The organism is Pigmentiphaga sp. NML030171 (assembly GCF_002188635.1).
Lineage (GTDB): Bacteria > Pseudomonadota > Gammaproteobacteria > Burkholderiales > Burkholderiaceae_B > Pigmentiphaga > Pigmentiphaga daeguensis.
In genome coordinates, this window is sequence record NZ_NINX01000040.1 from 80,831 (window position 1) to 106,358 (window position 25,528).

Consider the following 25,528-nt stretch of genomic DNA (forward strand, 5'->3'; position numbering starts at 1 on the left):
CGGACGCGCTTCGCCGCAAGCCGCGCATCGATGCCGACGAGCCTCCCGTCTCGTCGTGGCGCGGCTTTTCTCCCAGGAGAAGGCGTATGGTTGTCGAATGGCCGTGGGACACGCTCATGCCGCCCGGTTGGCGTCGGCGGCGGAATCGGCATCCAGCCGTCCGTATTGCCGGCGCTTCAGGTGTATCAGCAGGAGCGAGATGGCGGCAGGCGTGATGCCCGAGATACGGGCAGCCTGGCCGATGGTTTGCGGCCGATGAGTCTTGAGCTTCTGGCGGACTTCGAAGGACAGGCTGCGTACCGAGTCGTAGTCGATGTCGTCGGGTATACGCTGGTTCTCGTGCCCGGCCTGCTTGTCGATCTCGTTCTGCTGGCGCGCGATGTAACCCGCGTATTTGACCTGGATCTCGACCTGTTCGGCAACGATCTGGTCGGTTACGCCCGGACCCGCCAGCAATTCCTCGTCCGCGTTCTTCGCTTGCATAAGCGCATCATAGGAAACGTTGGGGCGCTTGAGCAAGTCGAATAGTGTGTACTCACGCTCGATCGCCTTGCCCAATAGCGGCTCGGCCGCGTGGGCCGGGAAAATCCGGGGATTGATCCACGTGGAACGCAGGCGCTCGACCTCGCTCGCCACCGCGTCCCGCTTGCGGTTGAAAGCATCCCACCGCACATCGTCCACCAGTCCGAGCCGGCGGCCGGTTTCCGTCAGGCGCCAATCGGCGTTGTCCTCGCGCAGGCTCAGGCGATATTCGGCTCGCGACGTAAACATGCGATAGGGCTCGGTCACCCCGCGCGTCACCAGGTCGTCGGCCAGCACGCCCAAGTAGGCCTGGTCGCGGCGCGGCACCCAGGCTTCCTCGCCCTTCACCTTCAGGGCGGCATTGATGCCCGCCAGCAGTCCTTGCGCTGCTGCTTCCTCGTAGCCCGTCGTGCCGTTGATCTGTCCGGCGAAGAACAGCCCCGATATGGCGCGGGTCTCCAGCGACGTTTTCAGTCCACGTGGATCGAAATAGTCATACTCGATGGCGTAGCCGGGCCGCAGGATATGGGCATTTTCCAGCCCGGGCAGCGAATGGATCAGGTCCAGCTGCACATCGAAAGGCAGGCTGGTCGACACCCCGTTCGGGTAGAACTCGTGGGTCGTCAGCCCTTCCGGTTCCAGGAAAACCTGGTGCGAGGTCTTGTCGGCGAAGCGGTGGATCTTGTCTTCGATGGACGGGCAATAGCGCGGCCCCACCCCTTCGATAACGCCGGTGTACATGGGCGAACGGTCCAGGCCGCCGCGAATGATCTCGTGCGTGCGCGCATTCGTGTGCGTGATCCAGCACGGCAGTTGGCGCGGATGCATGGAGGCATCGCCCAGATAGGAGAACACCGGTACCGGATCCAGGTCGCCGGGCTGTTCCTCCAGCACGCTGAAGTCGATGGAACGGCCGTCGATACGGGGCGGCGTACCGGTCTTCAGGCGGCCTTGTCCCAGCTTGAGTTCCTGCAGGCGTTTGCCCAGCAAAATGGCGGGCGGATCACCCGCCCGGCCTGCCGAGTAGTTTTGCAGTCCCACGTGAACCAACCCATTCAGGAAGGTGCCAGCGGTCAACACCACCGCCCGCGCACGGAAGCGCAGGCCGATCTGGGTGACCGCGCCAACTACCTTATCCCCTTCCAGCATCAAGTCATCGACTGCCTGCTGAAACAGCCAGAGATTGGGCTGATTTTCCAGGCGATGGCGGATGGCTTTACGGTAGAGCACACGGTCCGCCTGGGCCCGCGTGGCCCGCACCGCAGGCCCTTTGGACGCATTCAGGATGCGGAATTGGATCCCTGCTTCGTCGGTAGCCAGGGCCATGGCCCCGCCCAGCGCATCGACTTCCTTTACCAGATGGCCCTTGCCTATCCCGCCTATGGAGGGGTTGCAGGACATCTGCCCCAGGGTCTCGATGTTATGCGTGAGCAGCAGCGTCTTGCAGCCAGCGCGTGCGGCCGCCAAGGCGGCCTCCGTACCGGCATGGCCGCCGCCTACAACAATCACATCAAATTCGGTTGGATACAGCATGGTGGGATCCGCAAAAAGCCAAGCTTGGCCTGGCGACCTGGCAGCCTTCGTGGCCAGGGAGATGTCCGGGTCTGGAGAGAAAACGCCACGGTAACTTGGGATTATAGGATTCCCGCCCTGCCAACGCGAGCATTACCCTGGACAAGCCGCTCCATAGTGTTTCACGTGAAACACTGGCTACGAGGCAAGCCGTTCATGACGTACATTGTGGCAGCTCGGCGTGGCAACTGATGTGAAGTTATGGCGAGCGGGATGCTCGCGATGAGCAGCTCGACGGATTGGGTGTGAACCCACCCGAGCAGCGTGCCGATGTTCCACGTGAAACATTGCAGCGGTTGCTTGTGCATTCTTTGGCTCGGGGGAATACGGCGCCGGCGGAAAACAGCAGTGGTACGGGTAGGTCGTTGCCTGCGACCGCGCCGATATTGCAGGCTGCCCGGCTGTCGATGTTTCTCCAATCCCAGGCCGATACCGATGTATCTCCCTACCCTCCTCGGGAAAAGTCCTATGCGGATCTAGCCACGCGTGCTGTCATGGCTACAAGGAGGCAATACGTGACAGGGCAAAACGACTGAGGGAATCGCAGCGATGCTGACTCAATGCCGCTAGTGATTGCGACTTCTTTTCCGGCGGCAGTACACCACGTGAATCCTTTCTCTCATTCTTCTCTGCCGGTGCCGTCGCCGCTGTCCGTCTCTTCACGCATGGCCCGAGCGATCAACACATCCAGCATCTCGAACAAACCCGCTATCCGCTCGGGCGAGTACCCACCCAAGAGCCGATCATTGCGCTGGCGAGCCAGGCGCCGCAAGGTCACGGCCACCTCCATTCCCCGCGGGCTCAGCCTCAGTTCGGCCTGCCGGCTGTCCCGTTCAGAGACTCCCCTTTCAATCAATCCCTGACGGGTCAGGACCCCGATGGCCCGGCTGATCTGTGCCGCATCGACCATGGCGATGTAGGCCAGCTTGCGTATCGAGGCAGGCTGGGTCGTGGCAAGCAGCGTGACCACCTGCCACTCCACCTGAGAAAACCCGAACTGCATGCGAGCCTGCAGCTGGGAGGCGCGCGAAAGCGACTTGCTGAGCGCAGCGACCTTGGGCGCGAGCAGGCCGTCCTGCCGGTGAATTTCCATGTCGTCGACGGACGCGGCGGCTTCTTCTTCCTCGGGCGAGGGCTGGATAGTCATGGGTGGCAGCCTGCGGCAAGGCGCTTGTTATGGAAGAGGCGCCATTATCCTCGCAAGGACTATCCATGCACAAATACAGGACAAGTCATGCTATTTGCCACGATAGACGATCATTTACAAGATTCAATCATGTATCTTAATAGCACGACGAATCCGGCCAACGGCCACTACGCGGAATCAGGGAAGCAAGACGGCATCCAGCACATTGATATAGCCGTTGTCGACCTCGACGTCCGGCTCCAGCACCTCCGCGTCCGACAACAGCAGGCGGCGATCCTTGCGATGGACCGTCAAGGTCTTGCCGCCTTCGGTCTTGATCTGCGTGCCTTCCTTGGCATCCTTCAGGCGGACCTTGCCGGCCACCATGTGCAGCTTGACCATTTGCACCAGCGTATCCTTGTTCCGCAGCGCCTCGCGCTGCGCGGAGGGCAGCTTGGCGAAGGCTTCGTCGGACGGCGCGAACACGGTATAGGGCTGCCCTTTCAAGGTCTGCTCCAATCCCGCCTCGCGTACCGCGTTGATCCACGAACTGAACATCCCGGCCGTCTGGGCCGTATCGATGATGTTGCGCGCCAAGGCACCCGCCGGGCTCATCAAGCCCAGGGCCAAGGCCATGGCGATCAATCTAAGGGTGTACCTGATAGGCATGCGCTTCTCCCGAGCGACGAGTTTCTCCTTGGGACATGGCCGGTCTACGAGCCGTTTTCCATGATCCCCCGCCGCGCTGTAACCAGGGCCGTCGCTTCGCAAGGGACCGCAACAGGAAGCGGAAAGATCATGAAAAATGGCCCCCACGCTTCCGCGTAGCGGCAAGCGTGGGGGCCATTTTCATCGCCGGCCGGGGCGCTCGCGCGCCACGCGGCAAGCGCCGGATCAGCCTTGCAGGCGCTTGCTCAGGCGCTCCTTGACTTCCACCAGTTCGTTCGGCAGCCCATGCTTGAGCAGTTCGAACAATTCATCATGCAGGCGCAATTCCTCCTTCCACGCTTGCGTGTCGATGGCGGTGATGCGATCGAACTGTTCGCGGGTGAAGTTCAGGCCGTCCCAGGTCAGATCGCCGTAGGAAGGCGTCACGCCGAACACGTGGTCCACGCCCTGCGCCTTGCCATCGATGCGCTCGAGCATCCACTTCAGCACGCGCATGTTCTCGCCGAAGCCGGGCCAGACGAATTTGCCGTTCTCGTCCGTACGGAACCAGTTGACGCAGAAGATGGCAGGCAGGCGTACGCCGGCCGATTCGAGCTTGGCACCCAGCTGCAGCCAGTGGCTGAAGTAATCGCTCATGTTGTAGCCGCAGAACGGCAGCATGGCGAAGGGGTCGCGGCGCACCACGCCCTGCTTGCCGGTGGCGGCGGCGGTGGTTTCCGAACCCATGGTGGCGGCCATGTACACGCCTTCGACCCAGTTGCGGGCCTCGGTCACCAGCGGCACCGTGGTGGAGCGGCGGCCGCCGAACACGAAGGCGTCGATGGTCACGCCCGCGGGGTTGTCCCACTCGGAGTCGATGGCCGGGTTCTGGTCGGCGGCGACGGTGAAGCGGGCATTCGGATGCGCCGCCTTGCGGCCCGTGGTCTTGCCGATCTCCGGGGTCCAGTCCTGGCCCTGCCAGTCGATGCAGTGGGCAGGCGGCTCGCTCATGCCTTCCCACCAGATGTCGCCGTCGTCGGTCAGCGCGACATTGGTGAAGATGACGTTCTCGCGCAGCGTCGCCATGCAGTTGAAGTTGGTCTTCTCGTTCGTGCCCGGCGCGACGCCGAAGTAGCCGGCTTCGGGGTTGATGGCGCGCAGCTTGCCATCGGGACCGGGCTTGATCCAGGCGATGTCGTCGCCGATGGTGGTGACCTTCCAGCCCGGCAGCGACGCCGGGGGGATCAGCATCGCGAAGTTGGTCTTGCCGCAGGCCGAGGGGAAGGCCGCGCCGACGTGCATCTTCTTGCCCTCGGGCGAGGTGACGCCCAGGATGAGCATGTGCTCGGCCAGCCAGCCCTGGTCGCGCCCCATCTTGGAGGCGATGCGCAGCGCCAGGCACTTCTTGCCCAGCAGCGCATTGCCGCCGTAGCCCGAACCGAAGGACCAGATCTCGCGGGTCTCGGGATAGTGCACGATGTACTTGGTTTCGTTGCACGGCCAGGCCACGTCGGCCTCGCCCTGGGCAAGCGGCTTGCCCACGGTATGGACGCAGGGCACGAACACGCCGTCGGTGCCCAGCACGTCATAGACCTTGCGGCCCATGCGGGTCATGATGCGCATGTTGGCCACGACGTAGGGCGAGTCGGACAGTTCGACGCCGATCTGCGCGATGGGCGAGCCCAGCGGCCCCATCGAGAACGGAATGACGTACATGGTGCGGCCGCGCATGGAACCGGCGAACAGCCCGTCCAGCGTGGCGCGCATTTCCGCCGGATCCACCCAGTTGTTGGTGGGACCGGCATCTTCCTTGCGCTCGGAACAGATGAAGGTGCGGTCTTCGACACGGGCGACGTCGGACGGATCGGACCAGGCCAGATAGGAATTGGGACGCTTGGCGGGGTTCAAGCGGCGCAGCGTGCCGGCCTGGACCATCTGTTCGCACAGGCGGTCGTATTCTTCCTGCGAACCGTCGCACCATTCGATGCGATCGGGCTGCGCCAGCGCCGCGACTTCGGCCACCCAGGCCTTCAATCGTTCGTGACGTACCCAGTCAGGAGCATCCACCGCCGAAAGTTGTTTGGGAACCGATGTTTTGGGCACGGCGTTCATTGGTGACATTCTCCTCGACGCTGGGGCGCCTGATCATGATGTAAATAATGAGCCGGGCATCGATTGGCCCGGCTGGACTTTAACTTAATATACCCCACCCCTTTCCACCAAAAGTTTCCAGGAAGAAAGGGTCCGTTACCGTTGGCAGCTATCGCTCACAAGACCAATTGGACTACCATCGCGACTGATCGAAGGAAAGCCCATGCGCATAACGATTCTGGACGACTATCAAGACGCGGTACGCAAGCTGGACTGCTTCAGTCTGCTCGATGGCCACGAAGTCAAGGTCTACAACAACACGGTCAAGGGGCTGGGCCAATTGGCCGTCCGGCTGCGCGACACGGAAACACTGGTATTGATCCGTGAACGTACGCCCATCACCCGTGCCCTGCTGGACAAACTGCCTCAGTTGAAGCTGATTTCCCAGACGGGGCGCGTCGGGTCGCACATCGACGTGGAAGCCTGCGCCGAGCGCGGGATCGCCGTCGCCCAGGGAATCGGCTCGCCTGTCGCACCGGCAGAACTGACGTGGGCGCTCATTATGAGCGCGATGAGGCGAATTCCTCAATATGCGGCAAACCTCAAGCATGGGGCTTGGCAGCAATCCGGCATGAAAGCGTCGTCGATGCCGGCCAATTTCGGCCTGGGCCGGACCTTGCACGGAGGCCGATTGGGCCTGTTCGGCTACGGCAAGATCGGCAAGATCGTCGCCGGCTACGGCAAGGCCTTCGGCATGAAGGTCACGGTATGGGGCCGGGAATCGACCCTGGAGCGGGCGCGGGCCGATGGCCTGGAAACGGCGGACAGCAAGGAAGCGCTGTTCGAAGGCAGCGACGTGCTGTGCATGCTGCTGAAACTGAGCGAGGAAACCCGCGGCATCGTCACGTTGGCCGACCTGCAGCGCATGGGACCCGAGGCGCTGTTCGTGAACACCTCGCGGGCGGAGCTGGTGGAACCCGACGCGCTGGTCCTGGCCCTGAACCGGGGCCGGCCGGGGCTGGCAGCCATCGACGTCTTCGAAAGCGAACCCATCCTGCAGGGACATCCGCTGCTACGGATGGAGAACGTCATCTGCACGCCGCATATCGGTTTCGTGGAGATCAACAGCTACAACCTGTATTTCAAGGTTGCGTTCGAGAACATATTGGCTTGGGCGGCGGGGAAACCCGCTAATCTGGTCACCCCGTAGGAAAGCCCACCCCTGCCCGCTTGCGCGGGCCAGGAAAGCCCACCCCCTACCCGCTTGCGCGGGCCCCCTCAAGGGGGCGGCGCTGGCGGACCGGCAAAGCCGGATCCGCGGCGCCCAAGGTAAAAGCAAGCACTCGGTGCTCCGCACCGAGATACCTCACGAAGACCCAGGATGCGGTGGATCCGGCTCCGCCGGTCCACCCGCATCGCCCCCTGGGGGGCGCCCGAAGGGCGTAGGGGGGATCAAATACTTTAGAAAAAATAAGCCCACCCCGCTGGGGAGCGGGATGGGTAAGCGGGGCGGCGCGGCCGCCCCGCGCATGAGCGGCTGATTACAGCGGCTTGATGTCGGAAGCCTGGGGACCCTTGGGGCCGTCCTTGACTTCGTACTCGACTTCCTGCCCTTCGGCCAGGCTGCGGTAGCCGCGGCCGACGATGGCGGAAAAGTGAGCGAACACATCGGGACCACCGGCATCCGGCGTGATGAAGCCGAAACCCTTGTCCGCGTTAAACCATTTGACCTTGCCCTTCTGTGCCATGTTCGGCGTCCTCTAATCAATAAACAATGCAATGGAACCAAGAACGCCGACACGAACTGATATGCGGTAATGGCGGACATCCGCAAATGGCAGACGGGACTTGCGTGCTGCTTGAATTCAACTGCGAATGGCAGCATACCCGCGTGTACTTTGCGAATCAATAACATTTAGCAGGCATATCGCAAATGCGATGTACACGCCACGCAACAGGCTCGAACGGCCCGGGAACGGACGCCAAAATCAGTCGCGCAACGCCGGAAAACGCATGAGCAAACCACGGTAGAGCGGCGGCGTGATCAGCAGCACGAAGGCCAGCCGGAACACCTGGAATGCCGTCACCAGCGGCACCCCCAATTGCAGCACCTTGGCGGTGATGCACATCTCGGCGATGCCGCCGGGCGCCAGCCCGAGGATCAGGGTGGGCAGCGCGATGCCGCTGGGTGGGGCCAGGAGCAGGCTCAGGCCTACCGAAAGCACGATCACGACCAGGGTATAGGCCAGGATCAATCCCATGAAGCGCGGGGCGGTACGGAAGAAATCGGGGGTATAGCGGTCGCCCAGCGACCACCCTATGAGCAGTTGCGCGGCGTTCAGCATGAACGTGGGCATTGCCGACAGGGCCATGTCGTTGGCCGTCAGCAGGATGGTGACCGCCATGGGTCCCAGCACCCAGGCATTGGGTACGTGAAGCCGCTGGGCCAGCAGCGCACCGCCGGCGCCCAGCGCGAACATCGCCGCCAGTCCGGCGGGATCCACCGCGGTCATGGCGGGCGCGAACAGACCGCTGCCGGTCACGCCCGACATGCGGAAAGCCAGCGGCACCAGGACGACGACCAGCAGGATGCGCAGGCTGTGCGCCGACGCGACCAGCGCCACCTTGCCGCCGTAGCGGTCGGACAGGTTGGCCATTTCCGCCGCGCCGCCTATGGTGGAAGAAAAATAGGCCGTGCTGAATTCCACGCCGCCGGCACGCTGCAGGAACCATGCGCCGGCCAACCCCGCGGCGACCGAGAATACGGCTCCCAGCAGCAGCGGCAGCAGATTGCTCGCGATCTCGTCGACCACCATGGGCGTGAAATACAGGCCCAGGCCCACGCCTATCACCCATTGTCCGGCGTAGCGCAGCTCGGTGCGGCTCCGGGACCGCACTCCGGCGATCTTGGTCGCCGCCGTGGCGATCAGCGCGCCCAGCATCCAGGGCAGCGGAGTGTGAAGCGCGACCGCTATCAGCGAGCCGCAAAGCGCGATGGCGAAACCTAGCAGTAGACGGGCAGGCATGGGGAAGGAAGCAAGGCGGGCGTGGCCGCCGATGGACGCGTGGAGGTAGACTGCTTCGATGAAGACGAATGGTACATCCAAGGCCCAAGCAAGCTGATGATTAATTCCAAACTGCCGGACGTCGGCGTCACCATCTTTACGGTCATGAGCCGGCTGGCAACGGAAACCCGCGCCATCAACCTGGGCCAGGGCTTTCCCGATTTCGATCCCGACGCGGGCCTGCTGGCGCAGGTCGACGCCGCCATGGCCGCGGGCCACAACCAGTACGCCCCCATGCCGGGAATCCCGGCGCTGCGCGCCGCCATCGCCGCCAAGACGCGGGCGCTGTACGGCGCGGCCTACGATCCCGAAACGGAAATCACCGTCACCAGCGGTGCCACCCAGGCCCTGATGACCGCCATCCTGGCGGTGGCCGGCGCGGGCGACGAGGTCATCGTGCTGGAGCCCAACTACGACTCCTACGTGCCGGCCATACGCCTGGCGGGGGCCGTACCGGTGGCGGTGCAGTTGCTCGCGCCCACGCCCGAGGTCCCCGGCTACCGGCCTGACTGGGACGCGGTCCGGCGCGCCATCACGCCGCGCACCCGCGCCCTCGTGATCAATTTCCCGCACAACCCCACCGGCGCCGTGCTGGACGAGAGCGACCTGGACGAGCTGGAGCGCATCCTGGCCGACACGGGCGTCGTGCTGATCTCGGACGAGGTCTACGAGCACATCGTGTTCGACGACCGCCGGCATGCGTCCATCGCGCGCCGGCCGGCGCTGGCGGCCCGCAGCTTCCTGGTCTCGTCGTTCGGCAAGACCTTCCACACCACCGGCTGGAAGATAGGCTATTGCTGCGCGCCCGCCGCCCTGTCCGCGGAATTCCGCAAGATCCACCAGTTCATGGTGTTCGCGGTCTCGACCCCCATGCAGTACGCGCTGTCCACGTTCCTGGAAGACCCCCGGCATTACCTCGAGCTGCCCGCCTTCTACCAGGCCAAGCGCGATCGCCTGGAAGCGGGCCTGAAGCAGACGCGCTTTCGCACCCTGCCCTGCCCGGGCACTTATTTCCTGCTGGCCGACTACAGCGCGATATCGGACGCGCCCGAAAGCGAATTCGCGCGCTGGCTGACCACCGAGCACGGCGTGGCGGTCATCCCCATCGCGGCCTTCCATGCCGATCCGGACGCGCCGGCCTCGAACCGGCAACTGGTGCGCTTCTGCTTCGCCAAGAAGGACAGCACGCTGGACGCGGCGCTGGAGCGCCTCAAGCGGGTCTGAAGCGGCATGCGGGCGCAAGGCCCGCATGCTCGGGCCGCCTAGGCCGACGCGGCGGGTTCGGTTGCGCCCGCGCGGCGCCGCGCCAGCATGCGCATGGTGACCGGCACGACCAGCACGGCCGCCGCGCACAGCCACAGGCCGATGCTGACGGGGCTTTCCCACAGGATGGCCGTGTCGCCGTTGGTGATGGAAAGCGCCCGGCGCAGGTTCTGCTCCATCATGTTGCCCAGCACCAGTCCCAGTATGAGCGGGGCCATCGGCACCGACATCTTGCGCAGCAGATAGCCCACCACGCCCAGCGCCACCATCATCACGAGGTCGAAGGTGGTCGCGTGCACCGAGTACACGCCGATCGCGCTCACGGTCACGATGAACGGCACCAGCGCCCAGGTCGGCACCGACAGCATGCGCGCGAACACGCCCACCATGGGGATGTTCATCGCCAACAGCATGACGTTGCCGATGAACAGCGACGCGATCAGGCCCCAGACGATCTCGGGACGCTGCTCGAACAGCGCGGGCCCGGGCGTGATGTTGTAGAGCGCCAGCACGCCCATCATCACCGCCGTGGTGCCCGATCCCGGCACGCCCAGCGTCAGCATGGGCACGAACGAACCCGTGGCCGACGCGTTGTTGGCCGCCTCGGGCGATGCCAGGCCGCGGATGTCGCCCTTGCCGAAATGCGCGCCTTCCGGATCGGACTGCTCGACCAGGCGCTTCTCGGTCGAGTAGGCCATGGCCGAGGCCACGGTGGCGCCCGCGCCCGGCAGCACGCCCACCACGAAGCCGATCAGCGAGCCGCGCACCGTGCCCCACCAGGTCATCGCCAGTTCCCGCATGTTGAACAGCGTGCGCCCGGTCGGCTTGACCGCGACGTTGCCCGTGACCGACTGTTCCAGCAGCAACAGCATCTCGCTGACGGAGAACAGGCCGATCACCACCACCACGAACTGGATGCCGTCGCTCAGGTGCAGCGAATCGAAGGTATAGCGATAGATGCCCGAGTTCTCGTCTATGCCCACCGTGGACAGGGCCAGGCCCACCGCTGCCGCCAGCAGCGCCTTGACGGGTTGCTCGCCCATCAGGCCGGCCAGGCAGCAGAAGGCGAACACCATCAGCGCGAAGTACTCCGCCGGCCCGAAGGCCAGCGCCCACCGGGCCAGCAGTGGAGCCGCAATGGCGATGCCGATGGTGGCCACGGCCGATCCGACGAAGGAGCTCCAGGCCGAGATCGACAGGGCCACGCCGGCCTTGCCCTGGCGGGCCATGGGGTAGCCGTCCAGCGCCGTCATGATGGCCGAGGCCTCGCCCGGCACGTTGATCAGGATGGAACTGATGCGCCCGCCGTATTCGCAGCCGATATAGACCGCGGCCAGCAGGATCAGCGAGCTTTCCGGCGGCAGTTGCATCGCGAAGGCCAGCGGCATCAGGATGGCCACGCCGTTGATGGGCCCCAGGCCGGGCAGCACGCCCACGATGGTGCCGATGAAGGAGCCGATGGCCGCGATGAGCAGGTTGAGCGGCGTCAGCGCGACCGAGAAACCGGTGGCCAGGTGGCCGAAGATATCGTTCACAGCAGGCCTCCCAGCAGGCCGGTGGGCAGCACCACGTCCAGCACCTTGTCGAACAGCAGGAACACGGCCACGCCCAGGGCCAGCCCGGTGATGCCCGTCTTGAGCCACGATCCGCCGAACGCGCGGCCCACCGGCAGGCTCATCAGGAAGGTGGCCAGGACGATGCCCAGCCACTGGAACAGGAAGGCGTAGGCGGCCAGCGCCACCGACACGGCGACGACGCGTCCCTTGACGCCGGCCGCCACCGGTTCGACCGGATTGCCACCCCGGGCGGCCAGCCACAGGCCGCACAGGCCGATGACCAGCGACAGCAGCATGGGAAAGGCGCGCGGACCCACCGGCTCGTAGGCGAAAGGCGCCTCGAGCCCGTAGCCCTGCCACACCATCACGGCGGCGAACACTAGCGCCGCCGTTCCCAGCAGCCGGTCGTTCAACACGACACGGCCGCCGCTCATTTGCGCACCAGTCCGAACTCGTCGGCCAGCTTGCGGTACTCGGCAACCTGCTGCTTGATGTAGCCGTCCAGGTCCTTGCCGGTCTTGTTGAAGGGGAACAGGCCGCGTTCCTCGCGCAACTTCGCGAATTCGGGCGTGGCCATCATCTTGTCGAAGGTGCTCACCCACCACTGGTAGTCGGCGTCGGCGACCTTCGGCCCCACGTAGAAACCGCGGATGATGGGCCACTGGATGTCGAAGCCTTGCTCCTTGGCGGTGGGCACGTCGGCCAGCCGGCCCGGCAGGCGCTGCTCCGAGAACACGGCCAGGATGCGGATGGGCACGCCGGCATCCAGCACGGACGCGACTTCGCCGGCATCGCCCGAATACACCTGCACGTGGCCACCCTGCAAGGCGGTCAGGGTCTCGCCACCGCCTTCGAAGGCCACGAAGCGCATGGTCTTGTAGTCGATGCCGGCGGCGCGCGCAGTCAGCGCGGCCTTCATCCAGTCCTGGCTGCCGATGGTGCCGCCGGCGCCGAACACCACCTTGGTGGGATCGGCCTTGATGGCGGCCATCAGGCTCTTGAGATCCTTCCAGGGGGCGTCCTTGCGCACCACGACCGCGCCGTAGTCGGTGCCGATGCCGGCCACCCAGCGCACGTCGGATTCGGTATAGCGCCCGAACTTGCCCTGGGCGATGTTCAGCAGCGAGCCTCCCGAGAAGGCCACGATGGTGCCGGCCTCGGCGGGCCGCTGGGCGATGATGGTGTTATAGGCCACCGCGCCGATGCCGCCCGGCATGTATACGGACCGCATCGCGGCGTTCAGGTACTTGCCTTCCTGCAAGCCGCTCTGGGCGATCTTGCAGGTCAGGTCGAAACCGCCCCCCGGCTTGGCCGGGGCGATGCACTCGGGCCGTTCGGGAGCGGCAGCGGCCGGTTGCGCGGCCAGTCCCGCCAATGCCATGGCCGCGGCACACGCCGCCGCCCGCAGTCGGACTGTGGGTTTCATCGGTCACCTCCTTGTCGTTGTTGTCGATGTCGCGGCTGGGCCGCACCGAGGCGACTGTACGAACGCGTCGCTTTCAACCGGCTTTCAATTCCCCCTCTTTTCGTGCTGCGAAGCAGCATTCAGGCCCCGGTGAAAATCAGGGCAGCACGCAGGCCGGGACCCGGTTCCCGGTTTTCCAATACCAGCCGCCCCTTGTGCAGGCCGGCGATCCGCTGCGCGATGGCCAGCCCCAGCCCGGCTCCGGGCTTGCCCTTGCCCGACTCGCCCCGGCGGAAGCGCACCCCGGCCCGCTCGATGTCGGATACCGGCATGCCCGGACCGCTGTCCTCCACCTTCAGCACGATCTGCCCTGGCTCGCGCAGCAGCGTCAAGGTCACCATGCCCCCCTCCGGGCTGTAGCGGATGGCGTTGTCCAGCAGATTGAGCACGGCCTCGCGCAGCAGGACCGGGGAACCGGCCATCCACAAAGCATCCCCGGGCGCCTCGATTCCGTAGTCCAGGCGCTTGGCGCGCGCGGCCGGCAACAGGCTGCGCACGCATTCCCCGGCCAGTTCGGCCAGATCGGTCTGCACGAAAGGCAGCCCTCCCTCGGCCAGCGAAGCATCATGTACGCGGGCCAGCGCCAGCATCTGGTTCGCCATGCGTATGGAGCGGTCCACGCCGGCGTGCATGGCCTGCAAGACCTGGCGGACCGCCTGCGGATCGGTCTCGCGCAGCGCGAAATCCACCTGGGTCTTGAGCACGGTCAGCGGCGTGCGCAACTGGTGCGAGGCATCGTCCAGGAACTGGCGCTGCGCGCGGGCCTGGGCATCGTGCCGCGCGATGTGCCGGTTGATCGCGGACACCAGCGGCTGGACTTCGGCCGGCACCTGGCTGTCGTCCACCGGCCGCAGGTCGTCCGGGTCGCGCGCATCGATCTCCTCGCTCAGGCGCACCAGCGGCCGCAACGCGATGATCACCCCGCCTGTCAGCAGGATTGCACTCAACAGGATCTGCAGCGTGTCGCGCTCGATCGCGCGCATCAGCACGGTTCGCGTGAAGCCCGCCCGCGATTCGATGCTTTCCGCGACCTGGATGACCACCCGCTGGCGTTCCTTGGCACCGTACAGGGGCGGATCCAGCCGCCGCGCCAGCACGCCCACGCGCACGGGTTCGCCGAAATATTCGGCGTTGAAGAATTCCGCCCGCCCCGATACCAGCGGATGCTCGGGCATGGGAAGCGCCGGGTTGCCGATCTCGGTCAGGTTGTCCTCGGTGGACACCCGGAAATACACGTTGCCGCTGGCGGTCAGCTCGAAGAATTGCAGCAGCCGGTAGGGCAGTTCCACCGCCAACCCGCCGCTTTCCGTCGATATGTTCAGGTCTATGGCCCGCAGGGCTCCCGCCAGCGAACGGTCGTAGGCCGCATTGGCCAGGTCGTCCAGCAGCCGGACGGACAGCCACAGGCCACCGCTTGCCACCACGGCCAGGACGGGAAGCAGCCACCACAGCAGGGTCGACTTGAGGCTGCGCCGCCGTGGGCGCCGCGCCGGGCCATGCGAGATGCCGTCCTTGGACGAAGGCGCCGTCACGCGGGCTCCAGGCTGTACCCCAGTCCGCGCAAGGTCACGATGTGTACGCCGGTATCGCCCAGGCGCTTGCGCAGGCGGTGGACAATGACTTCGATGGCATCCAGCCCGACGTCGCGGTCGTCGTCGAATACCCGGTCCAGGATCTGCTGCTTGGTCATGGGTTCGCCGCTGCGCTGGATCAGGGCCCGCAGCACCGCATGTTCCCGCGGCGACAGGGCCAATGGCTGGTTGTCGAGCAGGAACTTCTGGGCGGCCAGGTCGAAAACCAGCGGTCCGCAGGACAGGCGGGGGTGTTCCCTGCCCCGGCTGCGCCGTATCAGCGCGAGCAGCCTGGCTTCCAGTTCGGCCACGTTGAAGGGCTTGGGCAGGAAATCGTCCGCGCCTTCATGCAGGGTGGTCACGCGTTCCGTCAGTGAATCACGCGCAGTCAATATCAGGACGGGAGTGCGGTCGTCGCGGGCGCGCAGCCTGGCCAGCAATGTGCGGCCATCCAGGCCCGGCAGTCCCAGGTCCAGGACGACGGCGTCGAAGTCCTCTACCTGCAGGCGCTTTTCGGCGACCACCCCATCGTCGGCCCATTCCACGACGAAGCCGGCATGTCTGGCCAGCGTGCCTGACAGCCACCGGGCCAGTTCGGGTTCGTCCTCGACCAACAGGATGCGCATGGCGTATCGGGTGCTCCGTACTTACTTATAGGAATGAGACGCCTGGATGCTAGGTGTTCGCCCTGTTGGGGTCAACCGCGTCCGCGCAGCGGCGCCCCGGGCCGCTTGCGGCCCCTCGTCGCGGTAGGAAAAAAGATGTTTGAGCTTTTATCCCAAAACTATCTATCCAATTCGTAGTAAGTAATAGGAGCCTGTGGATAACTTCGCGTGTACGAAAAAACCTTTTCGATTCAACGGCATGCCTAATTTTTAGGCATGTGGATAAGCTTGTCCACAGGGTGTACCCGAAAATTGGACAAGTTTTTCGGCGGGCGGCGAAAGCGAAGTTATCCACAAAGGGTCAACATCGTGTGCACACCCCGCTTCCCAGAGCTTATCCACAGGCCCTGGAATGGCCGCATCGGGTATCCTGGTCGCCTGCCTGGAGCCGTTATGGATGTATCCGCCTCTTCTTCCGCCCTGGCCGCGTTCGTGGGCCGCTACGAACGCCTGTTCGTCCTGACCGGCGCCGGATGCAGCACGGATTCGGGCATCCCGGACTATCGCGACGCCGATGGCCAATGGAAACGCACGCCGCCCATCGACTTCCAGGTATTCATGCGCGACGGACTGGCCCGGGCGCGCTACTGGGCGCGCAGCATGATCGGGTGGCGGCGCTTCGGGAAAGCCGGGCCCAACGACACCCATCGCGCGCTGGCCCGGCTGGAGGCCGGTGGAAGCGTGCGGCTGCTGGTCACCCAGAATGTGGATGGCCTGCATCAGGCGGCGGGCAGCCGCGAGGTGGTGGATCTGCATGGCAGGCTGGACGAGGTCCGGTGCATGCATTGCGCGCACCGCGAACCGCGCGCCGTGTTCCAGCAGCGCCTGGAAGCCGTGAATCCCGCCTGGGTCGCGCTGGACGCGGCCGATGCGCCCGATGGCGACGCGGACCTGGAGGCGGTGGATTTCTCCCGTTTCGCCGTGCCCTCCTGCCCGGCCTGCGGCGGCATCCTGAAGCCGGACGTCGTCTTCTTCGGCGAACAGGTGCCCGCGCCGCGCGTGGCGACGGTGCTGCGCGCGCTGGACGAGGCCGACGCCATCCTGGTGGTGGGCTCGTCGCTGATGGTGCATTCCGGCTACCGCTACGTGCGGGCCGGCGCGCAGGCCGGCCTGCCGGTCGCCGCGGTCAACCTGGGGCGCACGCGCGCCGACGACCTGCTGACCCTGAAAGTGGAGCAGTCCTGTGCCCAGGCGCTGGCCTTCCTGCTGGAGGACCGGGCGGCGGCATGAGGCCGCGCCAGGCTCAGCCCGAGTAGTCCAGCGGTACCCGTTTCACGTTGCACAGCAGCTCGTAGGCCACGGTGCCGGCCGCCCGGGCCACGACATTCACGTCCACCTGCCTGCCCCACAGTTCGACCCGGCTGCCCACGCCGGCGCCGGCCAGGTCGGTGATGTCCACCGTCAGCATGTCCATGGAGATCCGGCCGACCAGGCGGCTGGGCCGGCCATCGACCGATACCGGCGTGCCGGATGGCGCCGATCGCGGGTAGCCGTCGGCATAGCCCACGGCCACCAGGCCCACACGCATGGGGCGGTCCGCGACGTAGCGGCCGCCGTAGCCGATGGCATCGCCCGGCTGCACGCCGCGAACCGCGAAAATGCGGCTCTCGAGCGTCATGACCGGGATCAGTCCGTGGCCGGCGCCGGGCATGGGATCGGCGCCGTACAGCAGGATGCCCGGCCGCGACCAGTCGCCGCGCGCCGCGGGCCAGCCCAGCACGCCGGCGGAATTGCTCAGGCTGCGGTCGCCGGGCAGCCCGCCCGTCAGCGCCTTGAAGGCTGCAATCTGCCGGGTGGTGGCGGTCTGGTCCGGTTCATCCGCGCGCGCCAGATGCGTCATGAGGGTGATGTCCGCGACCTTGCCGCTGGCCGACAGGCGCGCATGGGCATCGGCCAGTTCGGCCTGCGTCGAAAAACCGGCCCGGCGCATGCCGGTGTCGGCCTTGAGCCATGCGTGCAGGCCGCGCAGGTCCGGTTGATATTCGATCATGCGTACCTGATGCTCGTGATGCACCACCATCCAGAGACCATGCCGGTTCGCCAGCCGGAGTTCGTCGGCATCGAAGGCGCCTTCCAGCACCAGGATGGGCCGGATGATGCCCGCCGCCCGCAGCGCCAGGGCTTCATCGGTGAAGGCCACCGCGAACCCGTCGGCCATATCGGCCAGCGCCCGCGCGCAGGGGATGGCGCCGTGGCCGTAGGCATTGGCCTTGAGCACCGCCAGTGCCCGGCCCCCGTGCAGGCGCCGTGCCAGCGCGTAGTTGTGTCGCAGCGCATCCAGGTCGATGCGTGCGCGCGCGGGACGAGTCATGGCCGGGCCGCCAGCGGTTGCTGCCGGGCGATGCGCGCGCCGCGGACGCGGCCGGCGTAGCGGTCGATGGCCAGCCCGTCCAGGCTAATCTCCGGCCGCCGGCCGCTCAGCTGGTCGGCGATGAGGCGGCCCGATCCGCAGGCCATGGTCCAGCCCAGCGTGCCGTGTCCCGTATTGAGGTACAGGTTGGGGTAGCGCGTGGCGCCCACGATGGGCGTGCTGTCGGGCGTCATGGGACGCAGCCCGGTCCAGAAGGTCGCCCGCGCCAGGTCGCCGCCGGGGAACAGGTCGTTCACCACGTGCTCGAGCGTGGCCCGCCGCCGCGGGTCCAGGCGCAGGTCGTAGCCGCCCAGCTCGGCCATGCCCCCGACACGGATGCGATGGTCGAAGCGGGTGATGGCGATCTTGTAGGTCTCGTCCAGCACCGTGGATTGCGGCGCACGGGAAGGATCGACCAGCGGCACCGTCAGCGAATAGCCCTTGACCGGATAGACCGGCAGGTCCAGGCCCAGCGGTTCGAGCATGCCGCGCGAGTAGCTGCCCAGGGCCAGCACGTAGCGGTCGGCCGTCAGGATCCGGCCACCCGCGCGCACGCCGGCGATGCGGCCGCCCTCGACCACGAGCCCGTCCACCGCCTGCCCGTAGCGGAAATCCACGCCCAGCGTGCGGGCGATGTCGGCCAGCGCCCGCGTGAACAGATGGCAGTCGCCGGTCTCGTCCTTGGGCAGGCGCAGGCCGCCCGCCAGCTTGCCGGCGGATACGGCCAGGCCGGGTTCGACGCGGGCCAGTTCGTCCCGGCCCAGCAGCTCGAACGGCACGCCGCATTGTTCCAGCACCGCGATGTCGCGGCCGGCGGCGTCGAGCTGGGCCTGGGTGCGAAAGAGCTGCAGCGTGCCGCCGGTGCGCTGTTCGTACTGGATGCCGGTTTCCGCGCGCAGCTGTTGCAGGCAGCTGCGGCTGTACTCGGCCACCCGCATCATGCGCTCCTTGTTGACCGCGTAGCGTTCGGCCGAGCAGTTGCGCAGCATTTGCGCCATCCAGCGTAGCTGGAACAGGCTGCCGTCCAGGCGGATGGCAAGCGGGGCATGCCGCTGGAACATCCACTTGATCGCCTTCAGCGGGATGCCCGGCGCGGCCCAGGGCGTGGAGTAGCCCGGCGAGACCTGGCCGGCGTTGGCGTAGCTGGTTTCCTGCGCGGGACCGCCCTGTCGATCCAGCACGGTGACTTCCAGTCCCGCGCGGGCCAGGTAATAGGCACTGGCGACCCCGATCACGCCGCCACCGAGAACGAGCACCTTCATGGAAAAATCCTCGCGTCGTATATGTATTCAGCTAGTATAGGAACGATAATCCAGTGAATTTCACTGAAATTCACTTCTTGGACAATGAATTCAACCGGAAGGTCCCCGTCCAAACCGGGGGGACGAAGTGACATGCACGAGCTCGATCGCACCGACAGGAAAATCCTCGACATCCTCCAGCGCGAGGGCCGCATTTCCATGACCGAGCTGGCCGATCGCGTCGGCCTGTCGGCCTCGCCCTGCTCGGAACGGGTACGGCGCATGGAGCGCGAGAAGGTCATCACCGGCTATCACGCGCACCTGTCGCCCACCGCGCTGGGCAAGTCGCTGCTGGTCTTCGTCGAAATCAAGCTGGCCTCGAAATCGGGCGAGATCTTCGACAAGGTCCGCATGGAATTGCTGCACGTGCCCGACGTGCTGGAGTGCCATCTGGTGTCGGGCAATTTCGACTATCTGGTCAAGGCGCGCCTGGGCGGCATGCGCGAGTACCGCCGGCTGCTGGGGGACATCCTGAAGAAGCTGCCGGTGGCGGCCGAGTCGCACAGCTACGTGGTGATGGAAGAGGTCAAGGAAAGCCTGGCCCTGCCCATGGACCGCTAGGTATTCTGGTTCTACCGGTCCGGCAAGGGAAAGCCCTGCGCCAGCGACTCGCGCAGGTATTCGACGAAGCATTGCACCGCGCGCGGCACGCGCGGCGCCCAGGGGCGCAGCGCATACAGCTGGTTGCCGAAGAAGCCTTGCACGCGCCAGCCCGGCAGTACCGGCCTGAGCCGGCGCATGGCGGGTGCCGCGCTGAAATCGGGCAAGAGGCCGATGCCCAGTCCGTCCAGCACCGCGTCGCGCAGCACCTCGCTGTTGTTGGCCTTCAAGGGGCCCTGCACGGGCACCGACATCGTCTCGCCCCGCGCATCGTCGGCCGCGACGAAGGTCCAGGTATCGGCGCCCGGCCCGAGGTACAGCACGCAATCGTGGTCCGCCAGGTCGCGCGGGTGCCGGGGCGCCCCGCGCCGTCGCAGATAGGCGGGGCTGGCGACCAGCAGCGAGCGGGTTTCGCACAGCGGCCAGGCAACATAGCTTTCGGGTGCGGCGGCCGTGTGGCGGATGGCCAGGTCGTAGCCTTCCTGCGCCAGGTTGACGAAGCGGTCGGTCAGGTCGAGGTGGATGCGCACCTGGGGATAGTCGCGGAAGAACGCCGCCAGCCGCGGCGCGACGTGTTGCCTGCCCAGCGCCACCGGCGCGGTGACGCGCACCGTGCCGCGCGGCGTGCCGGACAGGTCCTTTACCGCCGTGAAACCGGCGTCGATGCGCTCGAACGCCGGCGCGGCGTCGGCCACCAGTTCCCGGCCGGCGTCGGTCAGCACGACCGAGCGCGTCGTGCGCTGGACCAGCGGCACGCCGGCCGCGCGCTCCAGCGCGACTATGCGCATGCTGACCGAAGCCTTGGACAGGCCCAGGCGCCGGGCCGCCTGGGTGAAGCTGCGGGTCTCGGCCAGCACGGTCAGCAGGTGGATGTCGGCCACCCAGGGCCCGATGATATCGGCAGCCATGTTTTTCCGTTCAGATTGTTCAATTTATTGAACACTTTAATCGTCTTCGGCCGGCTTATCCAATCGACCGGGCCGACCTAGACTGGAGGCCTTGCTCTTCTTCTCAGGATGACCGCCATGTCCGCTTCCATCGTCCATTGGGTGGACGGCCGCAAGATGCCTTCGCAGGGATCGCGCGTCGCCGACGTCTTCAATCCCGCCACCGGCGCCGTCTCCGGCCAGGTGGCGCTGGCCGGCGCCACCGACGTCGATGCCGCCGTCGCCAGCGCCCGCCGCGCCTTTCCCGCCTGGGCCGACGTGCCGCCCATCCGCCGGGCGCGCGTGATGTTCCGCTTCCTCGAACTCTTGAACCGCCACAAGGACGAACTGGCCCGCGCGATCACCGCCGAGCACGGCAAGGTGTTCACCGACGCGCAGGGCGAAGTCGCGCGCGGCATCGACATCGTCGAGTTCGCCTGCGGCATTCCGCAACTGCTCAAGACGCAGTTCACCGACCAGGTTTCCACCGGCATGGACAACTGGACCCTGCGCCAGCCGCTGGGCGTGGTGGCGGGCATCACGCCGTTCAACTTCCCGGTAATGGTGCCGATGTGGATGTTCCCCGTGGCCATCGCGGCGGGCAACTGCTTCGTGCTCAAGCCCAGTCCCATCGACCCCACCCCTTCGCTGATGATGGCCGAGCTGCTCAAGGAAGCCGGCCTGCCGGACGGCGTGTTCAACGTCGTGCAGGGCGACAAGGAAGCGGTGGATGCCCTGCTGGCCCACCCCGACGTGGCCGCGGTGTCCTTCGTCGGCTCCACACCCATCGCGCAGAGCATCTACGAGACCGGCGCGCGCAACGGCAAGCGCGTGCAGGCGCTGGGCGGCGCGAAGAACCACATGGTGGTCATGCCCGACGCCGACCTGGACCAGGCCGTGGACGCGCTGGTCGGCGCGGGCTACGGCTCGGCGGGCGAGCGCTGCATGGCCATCTCGGTGGCGGTGCTGGCGGGCGAGGTGGCCGACCGCATCGTGCCGCGCCTGGTCGAGCGCGCGCATGCGCTGAAGGTCAAGAACGGCATGGAGCTCGACGCCGAGATGGGCCCCATCGTGCATGCCGGCGCGCACCGCCGCATCAGCGACTACATCGGCCTGGGCGTGGAAGAAGGCGCGAAGCTGCTGGTGGACGGCCGCCGCTTCGATCCGGCGTCGGCAGGCGCGGGTTGCGAGCGCGGCTTCTGGATGGGCGGCACGCTGTTCGACCATGTCACGCCCGAGATGCGCATCTATCGCGAGGAAATCTTCGGCCCCGTGCTGTCCTGCGTGCGCGTGCCCGACTTCGCCTCGGCGGTCGAGCTGATCAACGCGCACGAATTCGGCAACGGCGTGAGCTGCTTCACCAGCGACGGCAACGTGGCGCGCGAATTCGGCCGCCGCATCCAGGTCGGCATGGTGGGCATCAACGTGCCCATTCCGGTGCCCATGGCCTGGCACGGCTTCGGCGGCTGGAAGCGTTCGCTGTTCGGCGACATGCATGCGTACGGCGAGGAAGGCGTGCGCTTCTACACCAAGCAGAAGAGCATCATGCAGCGGTGGCCGAGCAGCATCGAGAAGGGCGCGGAGTTCGCCATGCCCATTGCCAAGTAGAGGATCCCCCCTACGCGCTTCGCGCGCCCCCCAGGGGGCGATGCGGGTGGACCGGCAAAGCCGGATCCACCGCATCCTGGGTCTGCGTAGGGGGGTTACCTATTCATCAGGAAGTTGACTAATGCTGCGGCCGGGGCTGAGAGGCCCTCGCGCTGCCGGAAGACCACGAAGAGTTCGCGCGCGGCCCAGGGTTCGTCGATGGGGATCAGCGCGAGGTCCAGCGTGCCCACGTACAGTTCGCCGCTGTGCTGCGGCACCACCGCCACGCCCAGGCCGACGTGGACCATGCGGCACAGGGCATCCAGGCTGCTGACGCTGATCTTGACGTGCAGCGTGGCGCCCAGACGTCCGGCTTCCTTGACCAGCAATTGCGTCAGCGACGTCCCCTGCCCCATGCCGACGATGTTCTCGTCCATGAAGTCGCGCAGGCGCACCACGGGCGCCTTGGCCAGGCGATGGCGGCGCGGCACGGCCAGCACCAGGCGGTCGCTGCGGTAGGGCAGGTGCTCGAGCCGCTCTATGCCCGGGACCTTGTTCGAGAAGCCCAGGTCGAAATCGCTTTCGGTCAGGCTGCGCAGCACCTGGCTGCTGGTCTGCTCGTCGATCTGGATGTCCACGTCGGGGAACACGCGCTTGAAGGCGGCGATGTCCTCGGGCAGGAACTGCACGATGGACGACATGTTGCCGACGATGCGTATCGTGCCCTTGGCGCCGCTGGCGTACTGGGACAGCTCGGCTTCCATGCGTTCGATGTCGGCCAGGACTTCCCGCGCGTGGCGATACACGGCCTCGCCTATGGGCGTGACCGAGATGCCGCGCGATTCGCGGTGGATGACCGGCTGCCCGATCACGCCTTCGATCTCGGCGATGCGGCGGCTGACGGCCGAAGGCGCGATGGCCTCGCGTTCGGCCGCGCGCGCGATGTTGCGTTCCTGGCAGACGGCGACGAACAGGCGCAGCGAGGTCAGGTCGAGTTTACGGACGAGATTGCTCATGGTCTTGCCTTCCTGTCGCTGCGCCGATTGTGGCACGGCGGGCGACAGGGGGCAACGCGCTCAGGCGCTCCGGCGCGCGGGCGACAGCCAGGGGTACGCGCGCAGGTGTGCGTCCTCGAAGGCGCGGATCTGGTCGGCCTTGCGCAGCGTCAGGCCGATGTCGTCCAGGCCGTTCAGCAGGCAGTACTTGCGAAAGGGCGCGATGTCGAAGGCGAACGACGGCGTGCCGTTCGGATCGGACACGGTTTGCGCCTCGAGGTCCACCAGCAGTTGAACCGGCCTTTCCCGCGTCGCCAGCGCGAACAGCGCGTCCACTTCGTCCTCGCGCAGCACGACGGGCAGGAGACCGTTCTGCATCGCGTTGTTGTAGAAGATGTCGCCGAAGCTGGGCGCGATCACGGCGCGAAAGCCATATTGCTGCAAGGCCCACGGCGCGTGTTCGCGCGACGAACCGCAGCCGAAGTTGGCGCGGGCCAGCAGGATGGTCGCGCCCTGGTAGCGCGCCTCGTTCAGCACGAAGTCCGGATTCAGCGGACGGCCGCTGCAATCCTGGCCGGGCTCGCCCTGGTCCAGGTAGCGCCATTCGTCGAACAGATTGGGGCCGAAGCCGGTGCGCCGGATGGACTTCAGGAACTGCTTGGGAATGATGGCGTCGGTGTCGACGTTGGCGCGGTCGAGCGGTGCGACGAGCCCTTGCAGACGATCGAATTTTTCCATGATGGGCTCCTTACAGGGCGCGCACGTCGACGAAGCGGCCGGCGATGGCCGCGGCGGCCGCCATCGCGGGGCTGACGAGGTGCGTGCGTCCGCCGGCGCCCTGCCGGCCTTCGAAATTGCGGTTGGAGGTCGAGGCGCAGCGCTCCCCCGGCGAAAGCCGGTCGGCGTTCATCGCCATGCACATGGAACAGCCGGACTCGCGCCATTCGAAGCCGGCGTCGATGAAGACGCGGTCCAGGCCTTCCTGTTCCGCCTGCGCCTTCACCAGTCCGGAACCCGGCACCACCATCGCGAGCCGGATGTTCGGCGCCTTGCTGCGGCCCTTGACCACGGCGGCGGCGGCGCGCAGGTCCTCGATGCGCGAGTTGGTGCACGAACCGATGAACACCTTGTCCAGGGGAATGTCGGCGATGGGCGTATTGGCCGCCAGTCCCATGTAGGCCAGCGCCTTGCGCATCCCTTCGCGCCGGACCGGATCGGCTTCGGCGTCGGGGTCCGGTACCCTGCCATCCACGGCCACGACCATCTCGGGAGAAGTGCCCCAGGTCACCTGCGGCACGATGGACGCCGCATCGATCTCCACCACCGTGTCGAACACCGCGTCCTCGTCCGAACGCAGCGTGCGCCACCAGGCCACGGCCTGGTCCCACTGCGCGCCCGACGGCGCGAACGGCCGGCCGCGCAGGTAGTCGATGGTGGTGTCGTCCACCGCGATCATGCCGGCCCGCGCGCCGGCCTCGATGGACATGTTGCAGATGGTCATGCGGCCTTCCATGGACAGCGCGCGTATGGTCGAGCCCGCGTATTCGATGGCGTGGCCGGTGGCGCCCGCGGCGCCTATCCTGCCGATCAGCGCCAGCACGATGTCCTTGGCCACCACGCCGGACTGCAGCATGCCTTCCACGCGCACCAGCATGGATTTCATCTTGCGCGCAATCAGCGTCTGCGTGGCCAGCACGTGCTCGACTTCCGAGGTGCCGATGCCGTGCGCCAGGCAGGCGAAGGCCCCGTGCGTGCTCGTGTGGGAATCCCCGCACACCACCGTCATGCCGGGCAGCGTCGCGCCCTGCTCGGGACCGACCACGTGCTCGATGCCCTGGCGGCGGTCCTGCATGCCGAAGAAGGTCAGGCCGAAGGTGCGGGCGTTGTCCTCCAGCGCGCCCACCTGCGCGCGCGAGAACGGATCGTCGATACCCTGGCTGCGGTCGGTGGTGGGAACGTTGTGGTCGGCGATCGCCAGACAGGAATCGGCGCGCCACGGCGCGCGGCCGGCCAGCCGCAGGCCCTCGAAGGCCTGCGGGCTCGACACCTCGTTGATCAGGTGCCGGTCGATGTACAAGAGGCAGGTGCCGTCGGGTTCGGCGGCGAAGGCGTGCGTGTCCCAGAGTTTATCGTAGAGCGTGCGCGGCATGCGGTGTAGCCTTTTCATCATGAACCGCTTCATTCTAGGAGTGGCGCGTTGTTCGAGAGATGATGAATCGAGATGG

The 25,528-nt window shown here is 66.4% G+C and carries 22 protein-coding genes; 5 read left to right on the forward strand and 17 right to left on the reverse strand.

The genetic code is table 11. The annotated features are described in order from the left end of the window. Positions 1 to 114 precede the first annotated feature (114 nt). The 4 genes from mnmG to CDO46_RS20685 all read right to left on the reverse strand — a co-directional run bounded on the left by mnmG (position 115) and on the right by CDO46_RS20685 (position 5,980). Positions 115 to 2,055, reverse strand: a complete 1,941-nt coding sequence (gene mnmG / locus CDO46_RS20670; RefSeq protein ID WP_087840409.1) for a tRNA uridine-5-carboxymethylaminomethyl(34) synthesis enzyme MnmG — start codon at positions 2,053 to 2,055, stop codon at positions 115 to 117. Between the two features lie 658 nt (positions 2,056 to 2,713). Beyond that, on the reverse strand, positions 2,714 to 3,241 hold the full coding sequence (locus CDO46_RS20675) for a MarR family winged helix-turn-helix transcriptional regulator (protein ID WP_087840410.1): 528 nt from the start codon (positions 3,239 to 3,241) through the stop codon (positions 2,714 to 2,716). A 177-nt stretch (positions 3,242 to 3,418) separates the two neighbouring features. After that, the gene (locus CDO46_RS20680) at positions 3,419 to 3,889 is read right to left on the reverse strand and encodes a fasciclin domain-containing protein (protein ID WP_087840412.1); all 471 of its coding nucleotides are present in this window, start codon (positions 3,887 to 3,889) and stop codon (positions 3,419 to 3,421) included. A 225-nt stretch (positions 3,890 to 4,114) separates the two neighbouring features. After that, on the reverse strand, positions 4,115 to 5,980 hold the full coding sequence (locus CDO46_RS20685) for a phosphoenolpyruvate carboxykinase (GTP) (RefSeq protein ID WP_087840414.1): 1,866 nt from the start codon (positions 5,978 to 5,980) through the stop codon (positions 4,115 to 4,117). Positions 5,981 to 6,182: 202 nt separating this feature from the next. Between CDO46_RS20685 and CDO46_RS20690 the strand changes: the two genes are divergently transcribed. After that, positions 6,183 to 7,169, forward strand: a complete 987-nt coding sequence (locus tag CDO46_RS20690) for a D-2-hydroxyacid dehydrogenase family protein (RefSeq protein WP_087840416.1) — start codon at positions 6,183 to 6,185, stop codon at positions 7,167 to 7,169. Positions 7,170 to 7,500: 331 nt separating this feature from the next. Here CDO46_RS20690 and CDO46_RS20695 read toward each other — a convergent pair whose 3' ends face one another. Together CDO46_RS20695 and CDO46_RS20700 are read right to left on the reverse strand one after the other, a co-directional pair. Beyond that, on the reverse strand, positions 7,501 to 7,707 hold the full coding sequence (locus tag CDO46_RS20695) for a cold-shock protein (protein ID WP_087840420.1): 207 nt from the start codon (positions 7,705 to 7,707) through the stop codon (positions 7,501 to 7,503). A 240-nt stretch (positions 7,708 to 7,947) separates the two neighbouring features. Further along, positions 7,948 to 8,985 carry an AbrB family transcriptional regulator gene (locus CDO46_RS20700; protein ID WP_087840421.1) on the reverse strand — a complete coding sequence of 346 codons (1,038 nt, stop codon included), beginning with the start codon at positions 8,983 to 8,985 and terminating at the stop codon, positions 7,948 to 7,950. 96 nt (positions 8,986 to 9,081) lie between these two features. Here CDO46_RS20700 and CDO46_RS20705 point away from each other — a divergent pair, with 96 nt between their 5' ends. Next, positions 9,082 to 10,248, forward strand: coding sequence for a methionine aminotransferase (locus tag CDO46_RS20705; protein ID WP_087840486.1), 1,167 nt, complete (start codon positions 9,082 to 9,084; stop codon positions 10,246 to 10,248). Positions 10,249 to 10,286: 38 nt separating this feature from the next. Here the strand turns inward: CDO46_RS20705 and CDO46_RS20710 are convergent, their stop codons facing one another. The 5 genes from CDO46_RS20710 to CDO46_RS20730 form a co-directional block, all read right to left on the reverse strand. After that, a complete protein-coding gene (locus CDO46_RS20710) occupies positions 10,287 to 11,822 on the reverse strand; it encodes a tripartite tricarboxylate transporter permease (protein WP_087840423.1) in 1,536 nt (511 codons plus the stop codon). Beyond that, on the reverse strand, positions 11,819 to 12,256 hold the full coding sequence (locus CDO46_RS20715) for a tripartite tricarboxylate transporter TctB family protein (protein WP_087840488.1): 438 nt from the start codon (positions 12,254 to 12,256) through the stop codon (positions 11,819 to 11,821). Before CDO46_RS20715 ends, CDO46_RS20710 begins: the two co-directional genes overlap by 4 nt. A 17-nt stretch (positions 12,257 to 12,273) precedes the next feature. Further along, entirely contained in the window at positions 12,274 to 13,269 is a 996-nt protein-coding gene (locus CDO46_RS20720; protein ID WP_087840425.1) for a tripartite tricarboxylate transporter substrate binding protein, read from the reverse strand. 119 nt (positions 13,270 to 13,388) lie between these two features. Next, positions 13,389 to 14,762, reverse strand: coding sequence for a sensor histidine kinase (locus CDO46_RS20725; protein ID WP_243724607.1), 1,374 nt, complete (start codon positions 14,760 to 14,762; stop codon positions 13,389 to 13,391). 74 nt (positions 14,763 to 14,836) lie between these two features. After that, entirely contained in the window at positions 14,837 to 15,505 is a 669-nt protein-coding gene (locus tag CDO46_RS20730) for a response regulator (RefSeq protein ID WP_087840427.1), read from the reverse strand. A 432-nt stretch (positions 15,506 to 15,937) separates the two neighbouring features. Between CDO46_RS20730 and CDO46_RS20735 the strand changes: the two genes are divergently transcribed. After that, complete coding sequence (locus CDO46_RS20735) at positions 15,938 to 16,774, forward strand: NAD-dependent protein deacetylase (protein ID WP_087840429.1); 837 nt, start codon at positions 15,938 to 15,940, stop codon at positions 16,772 to 16,774. 13 nt (positions 16,775 to 16,787) lie between these two features. Here the strand turns inward: CDO46_RS20735 and alr are convergent, their stop codons facing one another. Together alr and CDO46_RS20745 are read right to left on the reverse strand one after the other, a co-directional pair. Beyond that, positions 16,788 to 17,855 carry an alanine racemase gene (gene alr, locus CDO46_RS20740; protein ID WP_087840431.1) on the reverse strand — a complete coding sequence of 356 codons (1,068 nt, stop codon included), beginning with the start codon at positions 17,853 to 17,855 and terminating at the stop codon, positions 16,788 to 16,790. Beyond that, positions 17,852 to 19,156 carry a D-amino acid dehydrogenase gene (locus tag CDO46_RS20745; RefSeq protein ID WP_087840432.1) on the reverse strand — a complete coding sequence of 435 codons (1,305 nt, stop codon included), beginning with the start codon at positions 19,154 to 19,156 and terminating at the stop codon, positions 17,852 to 17,854. The genes alr and CDO46_RS20745 overlap by 4 nt, the downstream gene beginning before the upstream one ends. Positions 19,157 to 19,288: 132 nt before the next feature. On the opposite strand from CDO46_RS20745, the gene CDO46_RS20750 reads away from it, so the two are divergent. After that, on the forward strand, positions 19,289 to 19,756 hold the full coding sequence (locus CDO46_RS20750) for a winged helix-turn-helix transcriptional regulator (RefSeq protein WP_087840433.1): 468 nt from the start codon (positions 19,289 to 19,291) through the stop codon (positions 19,754 to 19,756). A gap of 11 nt (positions 19,757 to 19,767) precedes the next feature. Here the strand turns inward: CDO46_RS20750 and CDO46_RS20755 are convergent, their stop codons facing one another. Next, on the reverse strand, positions 19,768 to 20,703 hold the full coding sequence (locus CDO46_RS20755; RefSeq protein ID WP_087840435.1) for a LysR family transcriptional regulator: 936 nt from the start codon (positions 20,701 to 20,703) through the stop codon (positions 19,768 to 19,770). Positions 20,704 to 20,820: 117 nt separating this feature from the next. On the opposite strand from CDO46_RS20755, the gene CDO46_RS20760 reads away from it, so the two are divergent. Next, the gene (locus CDO46_RS20760; RefSeq protein ID WP_087840490.1) at positions 20,821 to 22,329 is read left to right on the forward strand and encodes a CoA-acylating methylmalonate-semialdehyde dehydrogenase; all 1,509 of its coding nucleotides are present in this window, start codon (positions 20,821 to 20,823) and stop codon (positions 22,327 to 22,329) included. A gap of 95 nt (positions 22,330 to 22,424) precedes the next feature. Here the strand turns inward: CDO46_RS20760 and CDO46_RS20765 are convergent, their stop codons facing one another. From CDO46_RS20765 to leuC, 3 genes are read right to left on the reverse strand one after another with little or no spacing between them, the layout of a single operon-like run. Continuing rightward, positions 22,425 to 23,324: a LysR substrate-binding domain-containing protein gene (locus CDO46_RS20765; protein ID WP_087840437.1), complete on the reverse strand. Its 900-nt coding sequence runs from the start codon at positions 23,322 to 23,324 to the stop codon at positions 22,425 to 22,427. Between the two features lie 60 nt (positions 23,325 to 23,384). Further along, a complete protein-coding gene (gene leuD, locus CDO46_RS20770; protein ID WP_087840438.1) occupies positions 23,385 to 24,041 on the reverse strand; it encodes a 3-isopropylmalate dehydratase small subunit in 657 nt (218 codons plus the stop codon). 10 nt (positions 24,042 to 24,051) lie between these two features. Then, a complete protein-coding gene (gene leuC, locus CDO46_RS20775) occupies positions 24,052 to 25,452 on the reverse strand; it encodes a 3-isopropylmalate dehydratase large subunit (RefSeq protein ID WP_087840439.1) in 1,401 nt (466 codons plus the stop codon). Between the last annotated feature and the right edge of the window lie 76 nt (positions 25,453 to 25,528).

Bases quoted from the DNA above. Each gene is read 5' to 3' on its own strand.
- mnmG (WP_087840409.1), bottom strand. From the start codon at position 2,055: ATGCTGTATCCAACCGAATTTGATGTGATTGTTGTAGGCGGCGGCCAT.
- CDO46_RS20675 (WP_087840410.1), bottom strand. From the start codon at position 3,241: ATGACTATCCAGCCCTCGCCCGAGGAAGAAGAAGCCGCCGCGTCCGTC.
- CDO46_RS20680 (WP_087840412.1), bottom strand. From the start codon at position 3,889: ATGCCTATCAGGTACACCCTTAGATTGATCGCCATGGCCTTGGCCCTG.
- CDO46_RS20685 (WP_087840414.1), bottom strand. From the start codon at position 5,980: ATGAACGCCGTGCCCAAAACATCGGTTCCCAAACAACTTTCGGCGGTG.
- CDO46_RS20690 (WP_087840416.1), top strand. From the start codon at position 6,183: ATGCGCATAACGATTCTGGACGACTATCAAGACGCGGTACGCAAGCTG.
- CDO46_RS20695 (WP_087840420.1), bottom strand. From the start codon at position 7,707: ATGGCACAGAAGGGCAAGGTCAAATGGTTTAACGCGGACAAGGGTTTC.
- CDO46_RS20700 (WP_087840421.1), bottom strand. From the start codon at position 8,985: ATGCCTGCCCGTCTACTGCTAGGTTTCGCCATCGCGCTTTGCGGCTCG.
- CDO46_RS20705 (WP_087840486.1), top strand. From the start codon at position 9,082: ATGATTAATTCCAAACTGCCGGACGTCGGCGTCACCATCTTTACGGTC.
- CDO46_RS20720 (WP_087840425.1), bottom strand. From the start codon at position 13,269: ATGAAACCCACAGTCCGACTGCGGGCGGCGGCGTGTGCCGCGGCCATG.
- CDO46_RS20730 (WP_087840427.1), bottom strand. From the start codon at position 15,505: ATGCGCATCCTGTTGGTCGAGGACGAACCCGAACTGGCCCGGTGGCTG.
- CDO46_RS20735 (WP_087840429.1), top strand. From the start codon at position 15,938: ATGGATGTATCCGCCTCTTCTTCCGCCCTGGCCGCGTTCGTGGGCCGC.
- alr (WP_087840431.1), bottom strand. From the start codon at position 17,855: ATGACTCGTCCCGCGCGCGCACGCATCGACCTGGATGCGCTGCGACAC.
- CDO46_RS20745 (WP_087840432.1), bottom strand. From the start codon at position 19,156: ATGAAGGTGCTCGTTCTCGGTGGCGGCGTGATCGGGGTCGCCAGTGCC.
- CDO46_RS20750 (WP_087840433.1), top strand. From the start codon at position 19,289: ATGCACGAGCTCGATCGCACCGACAGGAAAATCCTCGACATCCTCCAG.
- CDO46_RS20755 (WP_087840435.1), bottom strand. From the start codon at position 20,703: ATGGCTGCCGATATCATCGGGCCCTGGGTGGCCGACATCCACCTGCTG.
- CDO46_RS20760 (WP_087840490.1), top strand. From the start codon at position 20,821: ATGTCCGCTTCCATCGTCCATTGGGTGGACGGCCGCAAGATGCCTTCG.
- CDO46_RS20765 (WP_087840437.1), bottom strand. From the start codon at position 23,324: ATGAGCAATCTCGTCCGTAAACTCGACCTGACCTCGCTGCGCCTGTTC.
- leuD (WP_087840438.1), bottom strand. From the start codon at position 24,041: ATGGAAAAATTCGATCGTCTGCAAGGGCTCGTCGCACCGCTCGACCGC.
- leuC (WP_087840439.1), bottom strand. From the start codon at position 25,452: ATGCCGCGCACGCTCTACGATAAACTCTGGGACACGCACGCCTTCGCC.